This is a genomic window from Citrobacter sp. Ce006, from assembly GCF_030336535.1.
GTDB classification, from domain to species: Bacteria; Pseudomonadota; Gammaproteobacteria; order Enterobacterales; family Enterobacteriaceae; genus Citrobacter; species Citrobacter europaeus.
This window is the reverse complement of record NZ_JAOWDO010000065.1, coordinates 47,785-67,118: the sequence shown is the minus strand read 5'-3', so window position 1 is coordinate 67,118 and position 19,334 is coordinate 47,785. Positions and strand designations below refer to the sequence as shown.

General features: G+C 53.5%; 15 protein-coding genes. 13 read left to right on the top strand and 2 right to left on the bottom strand.

Going from position 1 to position 19,334, the window contains the following annotated elements; translation table 11 throughout:
• The first annotated feature begins 2 nt into the window (after positions 1 to 2).
• Complete coding sequence (gene cheA, locus OGV94_RS07300) at positions 3 to 2,063, top strand: chemotaxis protein CheA (protein ID WP_286522987.1); 2,061 nt, start codon at positions 3 to 5, stop codon at positions 2,061 to 2,063.
• A gap of 20 nt (positions 2,064 to 2,083) precedes the next feature.
• Entirely contained in the window at positions 2,084 to 2,587 is a 504-nt protein-coding gene (cheW, locus tag OGV94_RS07295) for a chemotaxis protein CheW (RefSeq protein WP_003034638.1), read from the top strand.
• A 78-nt stretch (positions 2,588 to 2,665) separates the two neighbouring features.
• Here the strand turns inward: cheW and OGV94_RS07290 are convergent, their stop codons facing one another.
• Entirely contained in the window at positions 2,666 to 3,925 is a 1,260-nt protein-coding gene (locus OGV94_RS07290) for a dicarboxylate/amino acid:cation symporter (RefSeq protein ID WP_043016747.1), read from the bottom strand.
• Between the two features lie 406 nt (positions 3,926 to 4,331).
• Between OGV94_RS07290 and tar the strand changes: the two genes are divergently transcribed.
• The 11 genes from tar (at position 4,332) to bglB (ending at position 17,397) form a co-directional block, all read left to right on the top strand.
• Entirely contained in the window at positions 4,332 to 5,987 is a 1,656-nt protein-coding gene (tar, locus tag OGV94_RS07285; RefSeq protein ID WP_043016746.1) for a methyl-accepting chemotaxis protein II, read from the top strand.
• A 43-nt stretch (positions 5,988 to 6,030) separates the two neighbouring features.
• A complete protein-coding gene (gene tap, locus OGV94_RS07280) occupies positions 6,031 to 7,632 on the top strand; it encodes a methyl-accepting chemotaxis protein IV (protein WP_286522985.1) in 1,602 nt (533 codons plus the stop codon).
• A 19-nt stretch (positions 7,633 to 7,651) separates the two neighbouring features.
• Positions 7,652 to 8,524 (top strand): protein-glutamate O-methyltransferase CheR, encoded by an 873-nt coding sequence (gene cheR, locus OGV94_RS07275; protein WP_043016744.1) that lies wholly within the window; start codon positions 7,652 to 7,654, stop codon positions 8,522 to 8,524.
• Entirely contained in the window at positions 8,521 to 9,570 is a 1,050-nt protein-coding gene (locus OGV94_RS07270) for a protein-glutamate methylesterase/protein-glutamine glutaminase (protein WP_043016743.1), read from the top strand. Before cheR ends, OGV94_RS07270 begins: the two co-directional genes overlap by 4 nt.
• Positions 9,571 to 9,588: 18 nt before the next feature.
• Positions 9,589 to 9,978 carry a chemotaxis response regulator CheY gene (gene cheY, locus OGV94_RS07265; protein ID WP_043016742.1) on the top strand — a complete coding sequence of 130 codons (390 nt, stop codon included), beginning with the start codon at positions 9,589 to 9,591 and terminating at the stop codon, positions 9,976 to 9,978.
• 13 nt (positions 9,979 to 9,991) lie between these two features.
• Positions 9,992 to 10,636 (top strand): protein phosphatase CheZ, encoded by a 645-nt coding sequence (gene cheZ, locus OGV94_RS07260; protein ID WP_029139578.1) that lies wholly within the window; start codon positions 9,992 to 9,994, stop codon positions 10,634 to 10,636.
• A gap of 157 nt (positions 10,637 to 10,793) precedes the next feature.
• Positions 10,794 to 11,945, top strand: coding sequence for a flagellar biosynthesis protein FlhB (gene flhB / locus OGV94_RS07255; protein ID WP_043016741.1), 1,152 nt, complete (start codon positions 10,794 to 10,796; stop codon positions 11,943 to 11,945).
• Positions 11,938 to 14,016 (top strand): flagellar biosynthesis protein FlhA, encoded by a 2,079-nt coding sequence (flhA, locus tag OGV94_RS07250; protein ID WP_213733674.1) that lies wholly within the window; start codon positions 11,938 to 11,940, stop codon positions 14,014 to 14,016. The genes flhB and flhA overlap by 8 nt, the downstream gene beginning before the upstream one ends.
• On the top strand, positions 14,016 to 14,408 hold the full coding sequence (gene flhE, locus OGV94_RS07245) for a flagellar protein FlhE (protein ID WP_047410505.1): 393 nt from the start codon (positions 14,016 to 14,018) through the stop codon (positions 14,406 to 14,408). The genes flhA and flhE overlap by 1 nt, the downstream gene beginning before the upstream one ends.
• A 262-nt stretch (positions 14,409 to 14,670) precedes the next feature.
• Positions 14,671 to 16,257 carry an MFS transporter gene (locus tag OGV94_RS07240; RefSeq protein ID WP_286502954.1) on the top strand — a complete coding sequence of 529 codons (1,587 nt, stop codon included), beginning with the start codon at positions 14,671 to 14,673 and terminating at the stop codon, positions 16,255 to 16,257.
• Positions 16,258 to 17,397: a beta-galactosidase BglB gene (gene bglB, locus OGV94_RS07235; RefSeq protein WP_043016738.1), complete on the top strand. Its 1,140-nt coding sequence runs from the start codon at positions 16,258 to 16,260 to the stop codon at positions 17,395 to 17,397.
• Here the strand turns inward: bglB and mrdA2 are convergent.
• Positions 17,369 to 19,306 (bottom strand): peptidoglycan DD-transpeptidase MrdA2, encoded by a 1,938-nt coding sequence (mrdA2, locus tag OGV94_RS07230; protein ID WP_087052606.1) that lies wholly within the window; start codon positions 19,304 to 19,306, stop codon positions 17,369 to 17,371. The genes bglB and mrdA2 overlap by 29 nt on opposite strands.
• Positions 19,307 to 19,334: the final 28 nt, after the last annotated feature.

Here is a 19,334-nt window from a genome sequence, read left to right as displayed (position 1 = left end):
GCGTGAGCATGGATATAAGCGATTTTTATCAAACATTTTTTGATGAAGCTGACGAACTGTTGGCTGATATGGAGCAACACCTGCTTGATTTGGTTCCTGAAGCCCCGGATTCCGAACAGCTGAATGCGATTTTTCGTGCCGCGCACTCGATAAAAGGCGGGGCGGGCACCTTCGGCTTTACCATTTTGCAGGAAACGACCCATCTGATGGAAAACCTGTTGGATGAAGCGCGGCGTGGCGAAATGCAGCTCAATGCCGACATTATCAACCTGTTTTTGGAAACGAAAGATATTATGCAGGAACAGCTCGACGCCTATAAAAACTCAGAGGAGCCGGATGCCGCTAGCTTTGAGTACATTTGTAATGCGTTACGACAGTTAGCGCTCGAAGCGAAAGGTGAAACCGCACCGGCAGTCGTCAACACCGCAAAATTGAGCGTTGTTGACAGCGCTGCAATGCAGGAAGAGGCGGTTGCCATTTCTGAATCCGCCAGTGAGGAGAGCAAGAAACGCATTATTCTCTCGCGCCTGAAAGCCAGTGAAGTCGATTTACTGGAAGAGGAACTGGGGAATCTGGCGACCTTAACCGATGTGGTGAAAGGAAGCGACACGCTGTCGGCAACGCTTGATGGCAATCTCGCAGAAGATGACATCATTGCAGTGCTTTGTTTTGTGATTGAAGCTGACCAGATTGAATTTGAAACCGTCAGCGCAGCGCCCGTAACCGTTGAAACTGAAGCCGAGGCCGAGGCCGAAGCCGAAGCGGTAGCCGTTGTCGCGAAGCCGCAGCCGGCCGCCGTTGCGCCAGTGGTGAAAGCCTCCGCCAGTGAAGCGCCACACGGACGCGCGGAACGTGACAAACCCGCCCGCGCCAGCGAGTCGACCAGCATCCGCGTAGCGGTTGAGAAGGTCGATCAGCTCATTAACCTGGTTGGTGAGTTGGTGATCACCCAATCAATGTTGGCACAACGCTCAAACGAACTGGATCCTGTTAATCACGGCGATCTCATCACCAGTATGGGTCAGTTACAACGTAACGCCCGCGACTTACAAGAGTCGGTGATGTCGATTCGTATGATGCCAATGGAGTATGTGTTCAGCCGCTTCCCACGTCTGGTGCGCGATCTGGCCGGTAAGCTGGGTAAACAGGTCGAACTGACGCAGGTCGGTAGCTCAACCGAACTCGACAAGAGCCTGATTGAACGCATCATCGATCCGTTGACGCACCTGGTGCGTAACAGCCTTGACCACGGCATTGAACTGCCGGAAAAACGCATGGAAGCGGGGAAAAGCCCAGTCGGTAATCTGACGCTTTCCGCAGAGCACCAGGGCGGGAATATCTGTATTGAAGTTACCGATGATGGCGCTGGTCTGAACCGCGAACGCATCCTCGCCAAAGCGATTTCCCAGGGGATGCCGATCCACGAAAACATGAGCGATGACGAAGTGGGTATGCTGATCTTCGCGCCAGGCTTTTCGACCGCCGAACAGGTGACGGATGTCTCCGGACGCGGCGTGGGTATGGATGTAGTGAAGCGAAATATCCAGGAGATGGGCGGCCATGTTGAGATCCAGTCCAGACAGGGACAAGGAACAACGATTCGAATTCTGCTGCCGCTGACGCTGGCGATCCTCGACGGGATGTCGGTGCGGGTAGCGGATGAAGTCTTTATTCTGCCGCTGAATGCCGTTATGGAATCACTGCAACCGCGTGAAGAAGATCTGCATCCGCTGGCCGGAGGAGAGCGCGTTCTGGAAGTGCGCGGCGAGTATTTACCGCTGGTTGAGTTGTGGAAAGTCTTCGAAGTTGAAGGCGCAAAAACTGAAGCGACTCAAGGGATTGTGGTGATTTTACAGAGTGCAGGGCGTCGCTACGCGCTGCTGGTCGATCAGTTAATTGGCCAACACCAGGTGGTGGTCAAAAACCTGGAAAGTAACTACCGCAAAGTGCCAGGCATTTCTGCAGCAACGATCCTCGGCGACGGCAGCGTCGCGCTGATTGTCGATGTCTCTGCATTGCAGGGGTTGAACCGCGAACAACGTGTGGCGATCACAGCCGCCTGATTGAGTGAGAAGGGAATAATATGACCGGTATGAGTAATGTAACTAAACTGGCCGGCGAACCGTCAGGTCAGGAATTCCTCGTGTTTACGCTGGGGGATGAAGAGTACGGTATCGATATCCTGAAAGTGCAGGAAATCCGCGGCTATGATCAGGTGACGCGCATTGCTAACACGCCTGCGTTTATCAAAGGCGTTACGAACCTGCGCGGTGTGATTGTGCCGATTGTTGACCTGCGCGTGAAGTTTAGCCAGAGCGATGTGGATTACAACGAAAACACCGTGGTGATTGTGCTGAACCTGGGTCAGCGCGTAGTCGGGATTGTAGTAGATGGCGTCTCGGATGTGCTGTCGCTGACGACGGATCAAATCCGTCCGGCGCCGGAGTTTGCGGTAACGCTGTCGACGGAATACCTGACGGGACTGGGGGCGTTGGGTGACCGGATGCTGATTCTGGTCAACATTGAGAAGCTGCTGAACAGCGAAGAAATGGCGCTGCTGGATATTGCCGCTTCCCACGTCGCATAATCTTTAAACATGTTATCCGGCCTACAATGCTCGCTGTTGTAGGCCGGATAAGCGTAACGCATCCGGCAGATTTCCCTCTTATGCTTCCCGCTCAACCAGGTCCGGCTCTTCTTCCAGTAAACCTTCATCCTGTGCCAGCATCGCCGTTGCAATCCCGTTTCCTAATACGTTGATCGCAGAACGTCCCATATCCAGGAAGTGGTCAATCCCCATTAGTAGCAGGATCCCGGCGACCGGAATGTTAAAGCTCGGAATGGTTGCCGCCAGCACCACCAGCGCTGAACGTGGCACGCCGGCAATCCCTTTGGACGCCAGCATCAGCGTCAGCATCAGGACGGTGATTTGGGCAAAGGAGAGGTGAATATTATAGGCCTGCGCGATAAACATAGAGGCAAATGAACAGTAGACCATCGAGCCGACCAGGTTAAACGAATAACCGATAGGCAGCACGAAAGACACGATGTTGGGTGAGCAACCAAATTTGGTTAATTGCTCCAGCGTCTTCGGATAAGCGGCTTCAGAGCTGCTGGTGGTGAATGCGACCAGGACCGGATCCTTCAGCATGCTCAGCAGGCGAAATACCTCTTTTTTCAGCATCACATAACCCACCGCCAGCAACGCCATGCAGGTCAGCAAAATAGCCACATAGTAGCCGCCGATGAACGATGCATAGTTGAGCAGGATCCCCAGACCCTGGGTAGAGATAACGGAGGAAATGGCGGCAAAAATAGCCAGCGGTGCGACGTACATCACATAGCCAGTCACCTTCAGCATAATGTGGGAGACCACATCCAGCGCTGCAACCAGCGGGGCGTTGAATTTCTCACCAAGCGATGCTCCGCCAATACCGAAGAACATCGAGAACACCACAATTTGCAGGATCTCATTATTGGCCATCGCCTCGGCGATGCTGGTTGGAATGGTATGCGTCAGAAAACCTTTCAGGCTCATGCCGCCCACGGCCAGGCCGGTATCTGCGGCCTCCAGCGGGATCGCCAGGTTCAGTCCGCTGCCGGGTTGTTCAAGAGAAACCACAAACAGACCGACCAGGATAGACAGTATGGAAGAGCTGATAAACCAAATCATTGCTTTCCCGCCCACGCGCCCGATGGTGGACGTTTCTCCCAGGCGCATAATTCCGACGGTCAGGGTACTGAATACTAAAGGCGCGATGACCATTTTAATCAGGCGCAAAAAGATGTCGGTGAGAAGCGTAATATTATCGGCCCAGGCGGTCACAACGCCGGGGGAGGCATAAGAGTGGATCACCGCACCCGACAGGATCCCCGCCAGCATGAAGATCACGATAAACAACGTGAGTTTGTTTGCATTTGCCACTAAAAAGCCCTCAGTAAGGATTTAACATTTATTGATCGGTTACTCATTTTTTATACTTATTAAGTGGTAACGAAGTATTCATCATATAAATTGAATTAAAGCGCCAGTCGATACAACTTTTTTTAATTTTTTATCCATTTTGTTGTGGTATTTACGATGAGTATGTGTGATCTCAATCACACATAATTGAGTGTTTCGGCCATTCTGAGCATGCTGACCGATGAAAATAAATGTTATTCACATGATAATTATGGTGTTTTTATGTGAATGACTTGTGGTTGCCGTACACCCGTTTTGCCGTCCTCCCGCCAGGCTGCACGCCCCTTGAGGATTTCCTTTTCGCAAACGTAAAGTTATCTCAGCGACTGCCGATAACGTTGATAACTCGTTTTCAGGAAGGTGCCTTATGTTTAACCGTATCCGCGTTGTCACAATGCTGATGATGGTGCTGGGGGTTTTCGCACTGCTACAGCTTGTTTCCGGTGGTCTGTTGTTTTCCTCATTGCAGCAGAATCAGCAAAGTTTTGTTATCTCTAACGATCTACGACAGCAGCAAAGTGAACTCACCTCAACATGGGATCTGATGCTGCAAACACGAATCAATTTAAGCCGTTCTTCTGCACGTATGATGATGGATGCGTCAAACCAGCAAAGCAGCGCGAAAAACGATCTGCTGAAGAATGCCAAAGCATCGCTGGCGCAGGCTGAAACGCATTACGCAAAATTTAAAAACATGACACCGTTGCCGGAGATGGTAGAGGCCAGCGGCAACGTTGAGGAGAAATATCAGCAATACCATGCGGCCTTAGCAGAGCTGGTTCAGTTTCTGGAAAATGGCAATATGGACGCCTATTTCGCGCAACCTACCCAGGGAATGCAAAACGCGCTCGGCGAGGCGTTGGGCAAATACGCCAGCGTTAGCGAAAAGCTTTACGTTCAGGCATTTGATCAAAGCGCCCGGGATTACCATTTCGCCCAATGGCAGCTTGGCGTGCTGGCTGTCGTGCTGGTGCTGATTCTGGTAGTGGTGTGGTACGGCATCCGCCATACCCTGCTTAATCCTCTGTCTCGGGTCATTGCCCATATTCGCGAAATCGCCAGCGGTAACCTGACCGCCACCCTGGCCGTTAGTGGCCGTAACGAAATCGGCGAGTTGGCCAGTACCGTTGATCATATGCAGCGTTCGCTGACGGAAACCGTCACCCTGGTGCGTGAAGGCTCTGATGCGATTTATTCCGGTACCAGCGAAATTGCCAGCGGGAACACTGACCTTTCATCTCGTACGGAACAGCAGGCGTCTGCGCTGGAAGAAACCGCAGCCAGCATGGAACAGTTGACCGCAACCGTTAAGCAAAATGCGGACAACGCGCGTCAGGCCTCGCAACTGGCGAAAAGCGCCTCCGACACTGCACAACATGGCGGCAAAGTGGTTGATAGCGTGGTGAATACCATGCACGAAATCGCCGATAGCTCGAAGAAAATCGCCGATATCATCAGTGTCATCGATGGCATTGCCTTTCAGACCAATATTCTCGCACTGAACGCAGCGGTTGAAGCCGCACGCGCCGGTGAGCAAGGCCGTGGCTTTGCTGTGGTTGCGGGCGAAGTGCGTAATCTGGCAAGCCGCAGTGCGCAGGCGGCGAAAGAGATTAAAGCGTTGATTGAAGATTCTGTTTCCCGAGTGGATACCGGTTCAGTTCTGGTAGAAAGCGCAGGTGAAACAATGAACGACATCGTCAATGCCGTGACGCGGGTGACCGACATTATGGGCGAGATTGCCTCGGCCTCCGATGAGCAAAGTCGGGGGATTGATCAGGTTGCGCTCGCGGTCTCCGAAATGGATCGCGTTACGCAGCAGAACGCCTCGTTGGTCCAGGAATCGGCTGCCGCTGCCGCTGCACTGGAAGAACAGGCCAGCCGTCTGACGCAGTCGGTGTCGACCTTCCGTCTGGCGTCACGTCCGGCGTCGACAAAACCACGCGATACTCGATTACCTGCAGCGTCGAGCGCGTCCTATCCGCGCCAGAGCATTGAACAAGATACGAATTGGGAAACATTTTGACTGGTAGTTAAACCGCGGCCAGTGCCGCCCGATGGGAGCGTTGATGTTTAATCGTATTCGAATTTCGACCACGCTGTTTTTGATTTTAATCCTCTGCGGTGTTTTGCAGATTGGCAGTAATGGCTTGTCCTTCTGGGCATTTCGGGACGGTTTTCAGAACCTGAATCAGGTCGAACGGAGTAATCAGCAACGCGCTGCGCTGGCCCAAACCCGCGCTGTGTTATTACAGGCCAGTACGGCCCTTAATAAGGCAGGGACGCTGACCGCCCTGAGCTATCCGCCAGAGGACATCAAAACGCTGATGACCCTCGCGCGCGATAGCCTGGCGCAGTCTGAATTGATGTTTAAACGCTTTATGGCGACGTCGGATCCGACGGAACAAGGCAAGGCGCTGTTTGGCGCAACGGAGAATAGTTTCAGTCAGTGGCACAGCGCGCTCGCGCATCAGGCCACCTGGCTTGAAAACAATCAGTTGTCAGATTTTCTGACCGCGCCAGTGCAGGCGGCTCAAGATGCTTTTGATGCGAATGTGAATGCCTGGCAGAGCAACATCGACAGCGTGTTGCAAACGGCAGGCGATCAGAGCCAGCGAAATTACCATATGTCGGGGGTGATTTTTGCCACCATGGTGGTACTGGCGGCACTGCTCACCAGCGGTGCGTTGTACTGGTCGCGCAAGATGATTGTTCAGCCACTGGCGATTGTTGGCAGTCATTTCGACAGCATTGCTGCAGGTAATCTGGCCAGGCCAGTAGCGGTTTATGGGCGCAATGAGATCTCGGCTATTTTTGCCAGCCTGAAGAAGATGCAGCAGGCGTTACGTGAAACGGTCAGTGAGGTACGCCAGGGCAGCTCAGCCATGCATAGTGGCATTTCAGAAATCGCGATGGGCAATAACGATTTATCTTCGCGAACTGAACAGCAGGCGGCCGCGTTGGCGCAAACGGCAGCCAGCATGGAACAACTCACCGCCACCGTCGGGCAGAATGCGGATAACGCGCGCCAGGCGTCAGGAATTGCCAAAAGTGCGGCCGACACCGCGCATAAAGGCGGTGAACAGACGTCCCGGGTGGCCAGCACCATGCATGAGATTTCCGCCAGCTCGCAGAAAATTGGCGACATCATCGGCGTGATTGACAGCATTGCCTTCCAGACCAATATCCTGGCGCTGAATGCCGCGGTAGAGGCTGCCCGCGCAGGTGAACAGGGGCGCGGTTTTGCCGTTGTCGCGGGTGAAGTGCGCAATCTGGCAAGCCGTAGCGCGCAGGCGGCGAAAGAAATTAAAGGACTCATTGAAGAGTCTGTTACCCGAGTGCATCAGGGCTCGCAGCTGGTTGATATGGCTGCACGCACCATGACGGAAATTGTCAGCTCGGTTACCCGGGTTAACGACATCATGGGCGAGATTGCCTCTGCTTCTGATGAACAGCGCAGAGGCATTGAGCAGGTGGCGCAGGCCGTCAGCCAGATGGATTCAGTGACGCAGCAAAACGCCGGGCTGGTGGAAGAAGCCGCATCCGCCACCGGACAACTCGCCACACAGGCCGATAATCTTTCCGCCTGCGTCGCATTTTTCAAGCTTGAAGAGCAAACCGTAACAAAACAAGAGTTGGCGCAGCCGCAGGTTGTGCCCGTTGTATCCTGAATGTGATTGAGAAGGCGCTATGACATCATCTCTGCCCACCGGGCAAACGTCATTATTGTTACAGATGACACAGCGCCTCGCGCTGTCTGACGCGCATTTTCGTCGGATATGTCAATTAATCTACCAGCGTGCGGGGATCGTACTGGCCGACCATAAGCGGGACATGGTTTATAACCGCCTGGTCCGTCGTTTACGTACCCTGGGACTGGATGACTTTGGTCGCTATCTCAGCATGCTGGAAGCTAACCAGAACAGTGCTGAGTGGCAGGCTTTTATTAACTCCCTGACCACCAACCTGACCGCGTTTTTTCGCGAAGGGCATCATTTTCCGGTGCTGTCAGATCATGCTCGTCGGCGCAACGGTGAATACCGGGTCTGGAGCGCAGCGGCGTCAACCGGTGAAGAGCCGTATAGCATTGCGATTACGCTCGCCGATACCCTGGGTATGGCACCGGGCCGCTGGCGTGTTTTTGCCAGCGACATTGATACCGAAGTGCTGGAAAAGGCCAGAAGCGGCATTTACCGTCTTGATGAGCTGAAGACGCTGTCACCCCAGCAGTTGCAGCGTTATTTCATGCGTGGCACCGGGCCGCATGAAGGTCTGGTACGCGTTCGGCAGGAACTGGCGGGGCATGTTGAATTTTCCAGCGTGAATTTACTGGATAAGCAGTACAACGTGCCTGGACCCTTCGATGCCATATTTTGTCGTAACGTGATGATATATTTCGATAAAACGACGCAGCAGGATATTTTGCACCGTTTTGTTCCACTTCTAAAACCAGATGGGCTGCTGTTTGCAGGTCATTCAGAAAACTTTAGCAACCTCGTGCGCGAGTTTAGCCTGCGTGGACAGACCGTGTATGCGCATGCGCCAGGTAAGGATAAAGCATGAGTAAAATCAGGGTGTTGTCGGTTGATGATTCTGCATTGATGCGTCAAATCATGACCGAAATTATTAACAGCCACAGTGATATGGAAATGGTAGCAACGGCGCCTGATCCGTTGGTCGCGCGGGATTTAATCAAAAAATACAATCCTGACGTCCTGACGCTGGATGTGGAAATGCCACGCATGGATGGCCTCGACTTTCTTGAAAAGTTGATGCGTCTGCGTCCGATGCCGGTGGTTATGGTCTCTTCACTCACGGGTAAAGGTTCAGAGGTCACGCTGCGGGCGCTGGAGCTGGGGGCGATTGATTTTGTCACCAAACCACAGTTGGGGATCCGTGAAGGGATGTTGGCCTACAGCGAAATGATCGCTGAGAAGATCCGCACCGCGTCGCGGGCAAAACTGGCGGCCCATAAGCCTATGGCGGCACCGGCGACCTTGAAAGCGGGGCCGTTACTCAGTTCGGAAAAACTGCTGGTGATTGGCGCGTCAACCGGAGGAACAGAGGCAATTCGCCATGTACTCCAGCCATTGCCGCTTTCAAGTCCCGGTATTCTTATTACCCAGCATATGCCGCCAGGGTTTACCCGTTCATTCGCCGAACGTCTGAACAAACTGTGTCAGATAACCGTGAAAGAGGCAGAAGATGGGGAGCGTGTGCTTCCGGGGCATGCGTATATCGCCCCAGGTGACAAGCATATGGAACTGGCGCGCAGCGGGGCGAACTACCAGATCAAAATTCATGATGGTCCGCCGGTTAACCGGCATCGGCCATCAGTGGATGTGCTGTTCCATTCGGTGGCAAAACACGCGGGGCGTAATGCCGTGGGAGTGATCCTGACAGGTATGGGCAACGATGGTGCCGCCGGAATGTTAGCGATGAACCAGGCGGGTGCCTGGACCATTGCGCAAAACGAAGCAAGTTGTGTGGTGTTCGGCATGCCGCGCGAGGCCATCAATATGGGTGGCGTAAGCGAAGTGGTCGATCTTAGCCAGGTAAGCCAGCAAATGCTGGCGAAAATCAGTGCCGGACAGGCAATACGTATTTGAATCAGGAGTTTATTTTTTATGGCGGATAAAGAGCTTAAGTTTTTGGTTGTGGATGACTTTTCCACCATGCGTCGCATTGTACGTAACCTGCTCAAAGAGCTGGGTTTCAACAATGTTGAAGAAGCTGAAGACGGTGTGGACGCGCTGAATAAGCTGCAGGCTGGGGGATTTGGTTTTGTCATTTCCGACTGGAACATGCCGAACATGGATGGCCTCGAGCTGCTGAAAACCATTCGTGCAGATGGCGCAATGTCCGCCTTACCGGTGCTGATGGTGACGGCGGAAGCGAAGAAAGAGAACATCATTGCGGCAGCACAGGCAGGCGCCAGTGGCTATGTCGTGAAACCGTTCACGGCGGCAACGCTGGAAGAGAAACTCAATAAGATCTTTGAGAAACTGGGCATGTGAGGGTGTGACAATGATGATGCAACCACAAATTAAACCTGCTGACGAACACTCTGCAGGGGACATCATCGCGCGCATCGGTAGTTTGACCCGAATGCTGCGCGACAGCCTGCGTGAACTGGGGCTGGATCAGGCCATTGCCGAAGCGGCGGAAGCGATTCCCGATGCCCGCGATCGTCTCGATTACGTTGTGCAGATGACCGCACAGGCGGCAGAGCGCGCGCTGAACAGCGTGGAGGCTTCGCAGCCGCATCAGGACGCGATGGAAAAAGGGGCCAAAGACCTGACCAAACGCTGGGATGAATGGTTCGAAAATCCGATCGAGCTATCCGACGCCCGTGAACTGGTCACCGATACCCGCCAGTTCCTTGGCGATGTGCCAGGACATACCAGTTTTACTAACGCTCAACTGCTGGACATCATGATGGCGCAGGATTTCCAGGATCTCACCGGTCAGGTCATCAAACGCATGATGGATGTTATCCAGGAGATTGAACGTCAGTTGCTGATGGTTCTGTTGGAAAACATCCCGGAGCAGGGTGCTCGTCCAAAACGTGAAAACGAAAGCTTGCTTAACGGCCCGCAGGTTGATACCTCAAAAGCCGGCGTGGTGGCAAGTCAGGATCAGGTTGACGACCTGCTGGACAGCCTCGGTTTCTGATGAGTATTTGCCGGATGTGGGGCGTGACCTCTCATCCGGCTTACGCGCAATTCTGCTTAAAGCCATAAATCCCGTCTTTTTTACCGCTTACTCTTCCCATTGCTGGATGGACGTTCTGGCATCATTCTCGCCTATATCTCTATCCAGGGTCTGATGCGTGGCAGAAGAAAGCGACGACGACAAAACAGAAGCCCCCACACCCCACCGACTTGAAAAAGCACGGGAAGAAGGGCAGATCCCCCGATCCAAAGAGCTGACCTCGCTGCTTATTTTGCTGGTGGGTGTGTGCATTATCTGGATTGGCGGGGAGTCGCTCGCCCGCAGGCTGGCCGGCATGCTGTCTGCCGGATTACGTTTTGACCACAGTATGGTCAACGACCCTAATCTGATCCTCAGCCAAATCATCCTGCTGATTAAAGACGCGATGATTGCGCTGTTACCGTTGATTACCGGCGTTGTTCTGGTGGCATTAATCTCCCCGGTGATGCTCGGCGGCTTGATCTTCAGCGGTAAATCTCTGCAGCCCAAGTTCTCTAAGCTGAATCCGCTGCCGGGCATTAAACGCATGTTCTCCGCGCAAACCGGGGCAGAACTGCTTAAAGCGATACTGAAGTCCACGCTGGTAGGCAGCGTGGCTGGGTTTTATCTCTGGCATAACTGGCCAGCGATGATGCGACTGATGGCGGAATCTCCGATTACGGCGATGGGCAACGCCCTGGATTTAGTGGGTATGTGCGCGCTGTTGGTGGTGCTGGGCGTCATTCCGATGGTGGGGTTCGACGTCTTTTTCCAGATTTACAGCCACCTGAAAAAACTGCGTATGTCGCGTCAGGATATCCGGGACGAATTTAAGCAAAGCGAAGGTGACCCGCACGTTAAGGGAAAAATACGTCAAATGCAGCGTGCGGCCGCACAGCGTCGCATGATGGCGGATGTGCCGAAAGCGGACGTTATTGTTACTAACCCCACGCACTATTCGGTGGCGTTGAAGTATGACGAGAACAAAATGAGCGCGCCGAAAGTTGTCGCCAAAGGCGCGGGGCTGGTGGCGCTGCGCATTCGTGAGATTGGTGCCGAGCATCGTGTCCCTACGTTAGAAGCGCCGCCGTTGGCGCGTGCGTTATATCGCCATGCTGAGATTGGTCAGCAAATACCGGGTCAATTATATGCCGCCGTTGCCGAAGTACTGGCATGGGTATGGCAGCTAAAACGCTGGCGTCTCGCCGGCGGCAAGCGTCCACCACAACCTGAAAACCTTCCGGTGCCTGAAGCACTGGATTTTTTGAACGAGAAGACTACTGATGGCTAATCTGGTCGCGATGCTGCGTCTGCCCAGCAACCTGAAATCCACGCAATGGCAAATCCTTGCCGGACCGATCCTCATCCTGCTGATCTTGTCGATGATGGTGCTGCCGCTGCCGGCTTTCGTCCTCGATTTGCTGTTCACATTTAACATCGCGCTGTCGATCATGGTGCTGCTGGTGGCGATGTTCACCCAGCGTACGCTGGAGTTTGCCGCATTCCCGACGATTTTGCTGTTTACCACATTATTACGCCTCGCCCTGAACGTCGCGTCGACGCGTATCATTTTAATGGAAGGTCATACCGGCGCGGCGGCGGCGGGGAAGGTGGTTGAAGCCTTTGGTCACTTCCTGGTGGGGGGTAACTTTGCGATCGGTATCGTGGTCTTCGTTATTCTCGTCATCATTAACTTTATGGTAATCACCAAAGGAGCAGGGCGAATCGCTGAGGTTGGCGCGCGTTTTGTGCTGGATGGTATGCCCGGCAAGCAGATGGCGATTGATGCGGATTTGAATGCCGGTCTGATTGGCGAGGATGAAGCCAAAAAACGGCGCTCGGAAGTGACCCAGGAAGCGGATTTCTACGGCTCTATGGACGGTGCGAGTAAATTCGTACGTGGAGATGCCATCGCCGGTATTCTGATCATGGTTATCAACGTGGTCGGCGGCCTGTTAGTTGGGGTGTTGCAGCATGGTATGAGCATGGGCAGCGCTGCGGAAAGTTATACCCTGCTGACCATCGGTGACGGGCTGGTGGCACAAATTCCTGCTCTGGTTATCTCCACCGCGGCGGGGGTTATCGTGACCCGCGTGAGTACCGACCAGGACGTAGGCGAACAGATGGTGACCCAACTGTTCAGTAATCCCAGCGTTATGCTGCTCAGCGCGGCGGTGCTTGGGCTTTTGGGTCTGGTTCCGGGCATGCCGAACCTGGTGTTTCTGATGTTTACCGCTGCGTTACTGGGTCTGGCCTGGTGGATGCGCGGTCGTGAGCAAAAAGCGCCAGATGAACCGCAGCCGGTGAAAATGCCGGAAAACAACTCCGTGGTGGAAGCAACGTGGAATGACGTACAGCTGGAAGACTCCCTGGGAATGGAGGTCGGTTATCGCCTGATCCCGATGGTAGACTTTCAGCAGGATGGCGAGTTGCTGGGGCGAATTCGCAGTATTCGTAAGAAATTTGCCCAGGATATGGGCTTCCTGCCGCCGGTGGTACATATCCGTGACAATATGGATCTGCAGCCGGCCCGCTATCGAATTTTGATGAAAGGGGTGGAAATTGGCAGTGGTGACGCCTATCCGGGACGCTGGCTGGCCATTAACCCGGGTACCGCCGCCGGGTCGCTGCCGGGTGAGAAAACGGTCGATCCGGCTTTCGGACTGGACGCTATCTGGATTGAAAGTGCATTGAAGGAACAGGCGCAGATTCAGGGCTTTACGGTAGTTGAAGCGAGTACCGTTGTCGCGACGCATCTTAACCACCTGATTGGGCAGTTCGCCGCTGAGCTATTTGGCCGTCAGGAGGCACAGCAGTTACTGGACCGTGTCTCGCAGGAGATGCCAAAGCTGACGGAAGATTTGGTGCCGGGCGTTGTGACGCTCACCACGCTGCATAAAGTGTTGCAGAACTTACTGGATGAGAAAGTACCGATTCGCGATATGCGCACCATTCTTGAAACGCTGGCTGAACATGCGCCTGTGCAAAATGATCCGCATGAGCTTACCGCGGTCGTCCGTGTAGCCTTAGGACGCGCTATCACTCAGCAGTGGTTCCCGGGTAATGAAGAGGTTCAGGTTATCGGCCTTGATACCCCGCTCGAGCGTTTGCTGCTGCAAGCGCTGCAGGGCGGCGGCGGCCTGGAGCCAGGGCTGGCAGACCGATTGCTGGCCCAGACTCAGGAAGCGCTGTCCCGACAGGAAATGTTGGGCGCGCCGCCAGTCTTGCTGGTTAACCACGCGTTGCGTCCGTTACTGGCACGCTTTTTACGTCGCAGCATACCGCAGTTGGTGGTGTTATCGAACATGGAGCTTTCCGATAACCGCCATATCCGCATGACGGCGACTATTGGAGGTAAATAATGCGTAAGTTACTGTTGCTGTTGTTGTTTCCTCTGGCGGCACAGGCTGCCGGGGAAGGGGCGTGGCAGGCAAGCGGGATGGGGATCACCTTAAACCACCGCGGTCAGTCAGCCTCATCCGCACCTCTGGTACCCAGCCAGCCGGTCTCGGGGTTGATGACGCTGGTGGCCTGGCGCTATGAACTAAATGGCCCAACGCCCGCGGGTTTACGGGTGCGTTTATGTTCTCAGTCCCGCTGTGTCGAGCTGGATGGGCAGAGTGGAACCACCAACGGATTCAATAATGTTCCCGCCATCGAACCGATGCATTTTGTCTGGGAAGTCCCCGGTGGTGGTCGTCTGATCCCTGCCTTACAGGTTCAGAGCAATCAGGTGATCGTGAACTATCGTTAACACCTTCCTTCAGTCATGCCAGCAGTAGAAACTGCTGGCTGCTTCGCACTTTTAGCCTGCCTCTTTGATTAAATAGAAACGCTGTTTTATAAAATAGGTGACATACGTTGCCGGACTCTTTGTGCTGTTGCCAGTTTGCGAACCCCCCTGGCAGAAATAGAAAGGTTTCACTTCCTGTTAGCTTTTACTGTGACCCGGTAAGGATGCCCAATGTCAAAGCGAGGATTGCGGGGCCTCCTAATAATGTGCAGGGGTAACGGCAATGAAGACACGTAAAATCGGACTGGTTAACTATTTTGCCTACGGTTCGGGAGATTTTTTAGGCGCAGGCACCACGGCGTTAACTGCGGCGTGGTTACTCTATTTCTACACCACGTTCTGTGGTCTGACGCCTATCGAAGCGACCTTTATTTTTGCCACAGCCAGGGTGCTGGATGCCGTCGTTAGCCCATTAATGGGTTTTTTGACCGATAACTTTGGCTCAACCTGGCTTGGCAAACGCTTTGGGCGGCGTAAGTTTTTTATTCTGTTGGGGATCCCCTGTGTCTTTAGCTACTCGCTGATGTGGGTCGGCGACATGGGATTCTGGTATTACCTGCTCACCTATCTGATTTTTGACGTGGTCTACACCATGATTCTGGTGCCTTACGAAACGCTGGTACCCGAAATGACCGATGACTTTAAACAGAAAACCAAATTCTCCGGCGCGCGTATTTCGATGGCGCAAATGTCAGCCATTCTGGCCTCATTCTTACCCGGCGTTCTGCTGACGCTATTTGGCAAAGATAACCCGGTGTCTTTCTTCTACGCCAGTCTGGTGTTCTCTGTGCTGTGCGCGCTGATGCTGACGTTCGTCTGGTTTTTTACCTGGGAGCGACCGCGAGAAGAGTGGACTGAAGCCGCCCTGCGAGCCGAAGAAGAGAAGAAAAGCCTGACCTTTAGCCAGAGTATGAACCGCTTGTTTGTTGAACTGAGTTCAACTCTACGCATCCGTATATTTCGCCAGCATTTAGGAATGTATCTTGGCGGCTATATTGCTCAGGACGTCTTTAACGCCGTCTTTACTTACTATGTGGTGTTTGTGCTGATGCAGGAAGCATCAATGGCATCCAACCTGCTGGGTACGATGGCTATCTTCCAGTTCATTGCTGTTATCGCCATGATCCCATTGTGCATTCGTTTCGGACCTGCGCCGTCTTATCGCATGGTGGTCGTCCTGTTTGGCCTCAGTTCACTCTCCTATGCGGGGCTGTATTACGCAGGACTCAGCGATGTTTATTCTCTGCTACTGCTGGTATCTGCCGTGGCGGGTCTGGGGCGTGGGGGGATCAATTACGTTCCCTGGAATACCTACACCTATATTGCGGACGTTGACGAAGTGATTACCGGTCAGCGTCGGGAAGGGATCTTCGCCGGGATTATGACGTTAACGCGCAAAGCGTCGCAGGCGGGCGCGGTGATGCTGGTGGGGATTGTCATGCAGTTGTCCGGTTTTGTCTCCGGCCAGAGCGCACAGCCCGCGGCGGTTAGCCATACCATCCTGTTAATTCTGAGCTGCGGAACGTTAATTGTTCTGGCGCTGGGTTTCCTGGTTTCCCTGCGCTTCAAACTGAACCTGCACACGCACAGCACCCTGCGTGAAGAGACCGCAAAAATGCGTGAGTCCGGGCGGCCTGTGCTGGAAGGACTTTCCGCTGAGGGACGCGCCACCGTAGAGATGCTGTCCGGCATGCCATATGAATCACTTTGGGGTAACAACAATATTGGTTACCTGAATCGTAATAAACCAGCGGCACCCAAACTGGAAAAAGGCGCCGCATTGAATTCGACATTGACAGAGGTTAAGTAAATGATTGTTTACCCGGTTAAACATAGCCCATTGTTGCGCCAACCAGAACATTTTATTGCCAGGGATGAATTAAAAGCGTTGATCAAAAAGGTGACGCATAACCTGGTCAATATTCATGATGAAACCGGCGAGTTCTTGCTCCGTCTGGACGACGGTCGCGTGATTGATACCAAAGGCTGGGCTGGATGGGAATGGACGCACGGCGTCGGATTGTATGGTATGTATCAGTATTATCAGCAAACCGGCGATGAAACGATGCGCGATATCATCGACAGCTGGTTTGCCGATCGCTTTGCCGAAGGCGCAACCACCAAAAACGTTAACACCATGGCGCCGTTTTTAACGCTGGCGTATCGCTATGAAGAGACGCGTAATCCAGCGTACCTTCCGTGGCTCGACAGTTGGGCGGAGTGGGCAATGCATGAGATGCCGCGTACAGAATATGGCGGTATGCAGCACATTACGCTGGCGGAAGAGAATCATCAGCAGATGTGGGATGACACATTGATGATGACGGTTTTACCGCTGGCGAAAATTGGCAAGTTGCTTAATCGTCCCGACTATATTGAAGAAGCAACCTATCAGTTCCTGCTGCACGTGCAAAACCTGATGGATAAAGAAACGGGGCTGTGGTTCCACGGCTGGAGCTATGAAGGACAACATAACTTCGCCAACGCTCGCTGGGCGCGCGGCAACAGCTGGTTAACTATCGTCATTCCGGATTTCCTCGAATTGCTTGATTTGCCACAGAATAATGCAGTGCATCGCTATCTGGTACAGGTTCTGAATGCGCAAATCGCCGCGCTGGCGAAGTGCCAGGATGAAAGCGGATTGTGGCATACCTTGCTGGACGACCCACAGTCGTATCTGGAAGCGTCGGCAACCGCGGGCTTCGCCTATGGGATCCTCAAAGCGGTTCGTAAACGCTATGTCGGGCAAAACTATGCGTCGGTAGCCGAAAAAGCCATCAGAGGTATTGTGCAACATATTTCAGCCGAAGGTGAACTGCTGCACACCTCGTTTGGAACCGGAATGGGTCACAATCTCGATTTTTACCGCAACATCCCACGGACCTCCATGCCTTACGGACAAGCGATGGCGATGCTGTGCCTTACCGAATACTTGCGTAAGTATTTTTGATATCGGCGTCCGATGGCGCAGCTGCTATCGGACCTGATTGTTCCGGTATCTCTGTTTGCGCGGCGTTGTCCTGCGGCGCAAACAGATGATCCATGATTTGACGCATAACCGGCGCGGCGGTGACGCCATCGCTGCCGCCGTTTTCGAGAATTAACGCTACGGCGACTTTCGGGTTTTTATACGGCGCAAATGCGGTATAGAACACATGGTCGCGCAGGCGCACGGGGATCATTTTCGCATCGTAGGTTTGATTTTCTTTCAGGCTAAAGACCTGGGATGTGCCACTTTTCGCCGCAATGCCGTAAGGTGCGGTGTGAAAGAACTTATAGCCCGTGCCGTTTGGTTCATTCGCCATGCCGAACATCGCCTGACGCACCAGTCCCCAGTAAGGTGACGAGGCAGACGCGATTTGCGACGGTGCTTCGGAAGCCTGATACGGCGTAATAGTTTTTCCGCTCTCTTCATCAAGTAGCAGGTGCGGAGCGATAACTTTGCCATTGTTAATCAGCGCGACCATGGCTTTTACCATCTGAATAGGCGTGGCAATCCAGTAGCCCTGACCGATGCCAACCGAAATGGTATCTCCCTGATACCAGGATTTTTTATGCACTTTCTGCTTCCATTCGCGACTTGGGAGCAGGCCGTTATACTCCTCATCAAGATCGATACCAGTCGGTTTGCCATAGCCAAACTGGCTGAGCATGCTGTTAATCCGGTCGATCCCCATCATAAACGCCACCTGATAAAAGAACGTGTCCGCAGACTCTTCAATCGCTTTGGTGACATCCAGCATACCGTGGCCCGTTTTTTTCCAGTCGCGGTAATGTCGTTCTGTGCCGGGAAGCGTCCAGGTGGGAGCGCCGAAGAAACTGGTCTGCGGCGTGATCACGCCGTCCAGTAAAGCTGACATCGCCATGTACGGTTTGACCGTGGAGGCGGGAGGATACAGCCCCTGGGTGACGCGGTTGATCAATGGCAGGTCTTTATCCTGCAGCAGTTTGTTATAGTCCTGATAGCTGATGCCTTTGACAAACGGGTTCGGGTCATAGCTGGGATTGGAGACCATTGCCAGCACGGAGCCGTCGTGCGGATCCTCAACCAAAACAGCAGCCCGCTGGCCCGCTAACAGGCTCTCAATGTATTGCTGCAAATGTAGGTCCAGCGTCAGATGGATATCTTTTCCGGCAACGGGTGGCACATCCTTGATCAGGCGCACGATGCGTCCGTGGTTATCCACTTCCACCTCCTGATAACCGGTTTTCCCATGCAGCTCATTTTCGTAATAATGCTCGATCCCCTGCTTACCGATGTTGTGATCGGCGGCATAATTCTCTGCCAGGCCTTTCTTATCCAGCGCTTTAAGGTCGCTATCGTTGATTTTTGAAACATAGCCAAGGACATGCGCCAGCGCGGCGCCATAAGGGTACTGGCGGTCTTCATAGCTGTTGATAGTGACGCCGCTGAAATGAAACTGGTTAACCGAGAAACGGGCGATTTCCACATCGGTCAGCGCATTTTTCAGCACGACAGGGCGATAGCGACTGCTGGCTTTCAGCTCATGGCGAAACTGGTCAATGTCATCAGGAGTGAGGTCAACGATGGGCGTGAGCTGCCTGATCAGCGCGTTCATATCGCTGATTTTGTACGGCGTAACGGAAATATCGTACCAGGTCACGTTGCGCACCAACGGAATGCCGTTGCGATCGTAAATCATGCCACGCGTTGGGGCGACGGGCAGCATTTTGATGTCGTTTGCATTCGACCGGGTGGTGTAATACTGGTGCTGACAAATTTGTAAGTTGTAGAGATTGTAAATCAGGATGCCAAAACAGATGACTACAAGGCCGAAGGCCACCAATACACGCCGTTGGAAGAGTTTTTCTTCCGCCTCAAAATCTCTGAATGTCATTGACCCGTACCCGATTAATTTGCCGCCT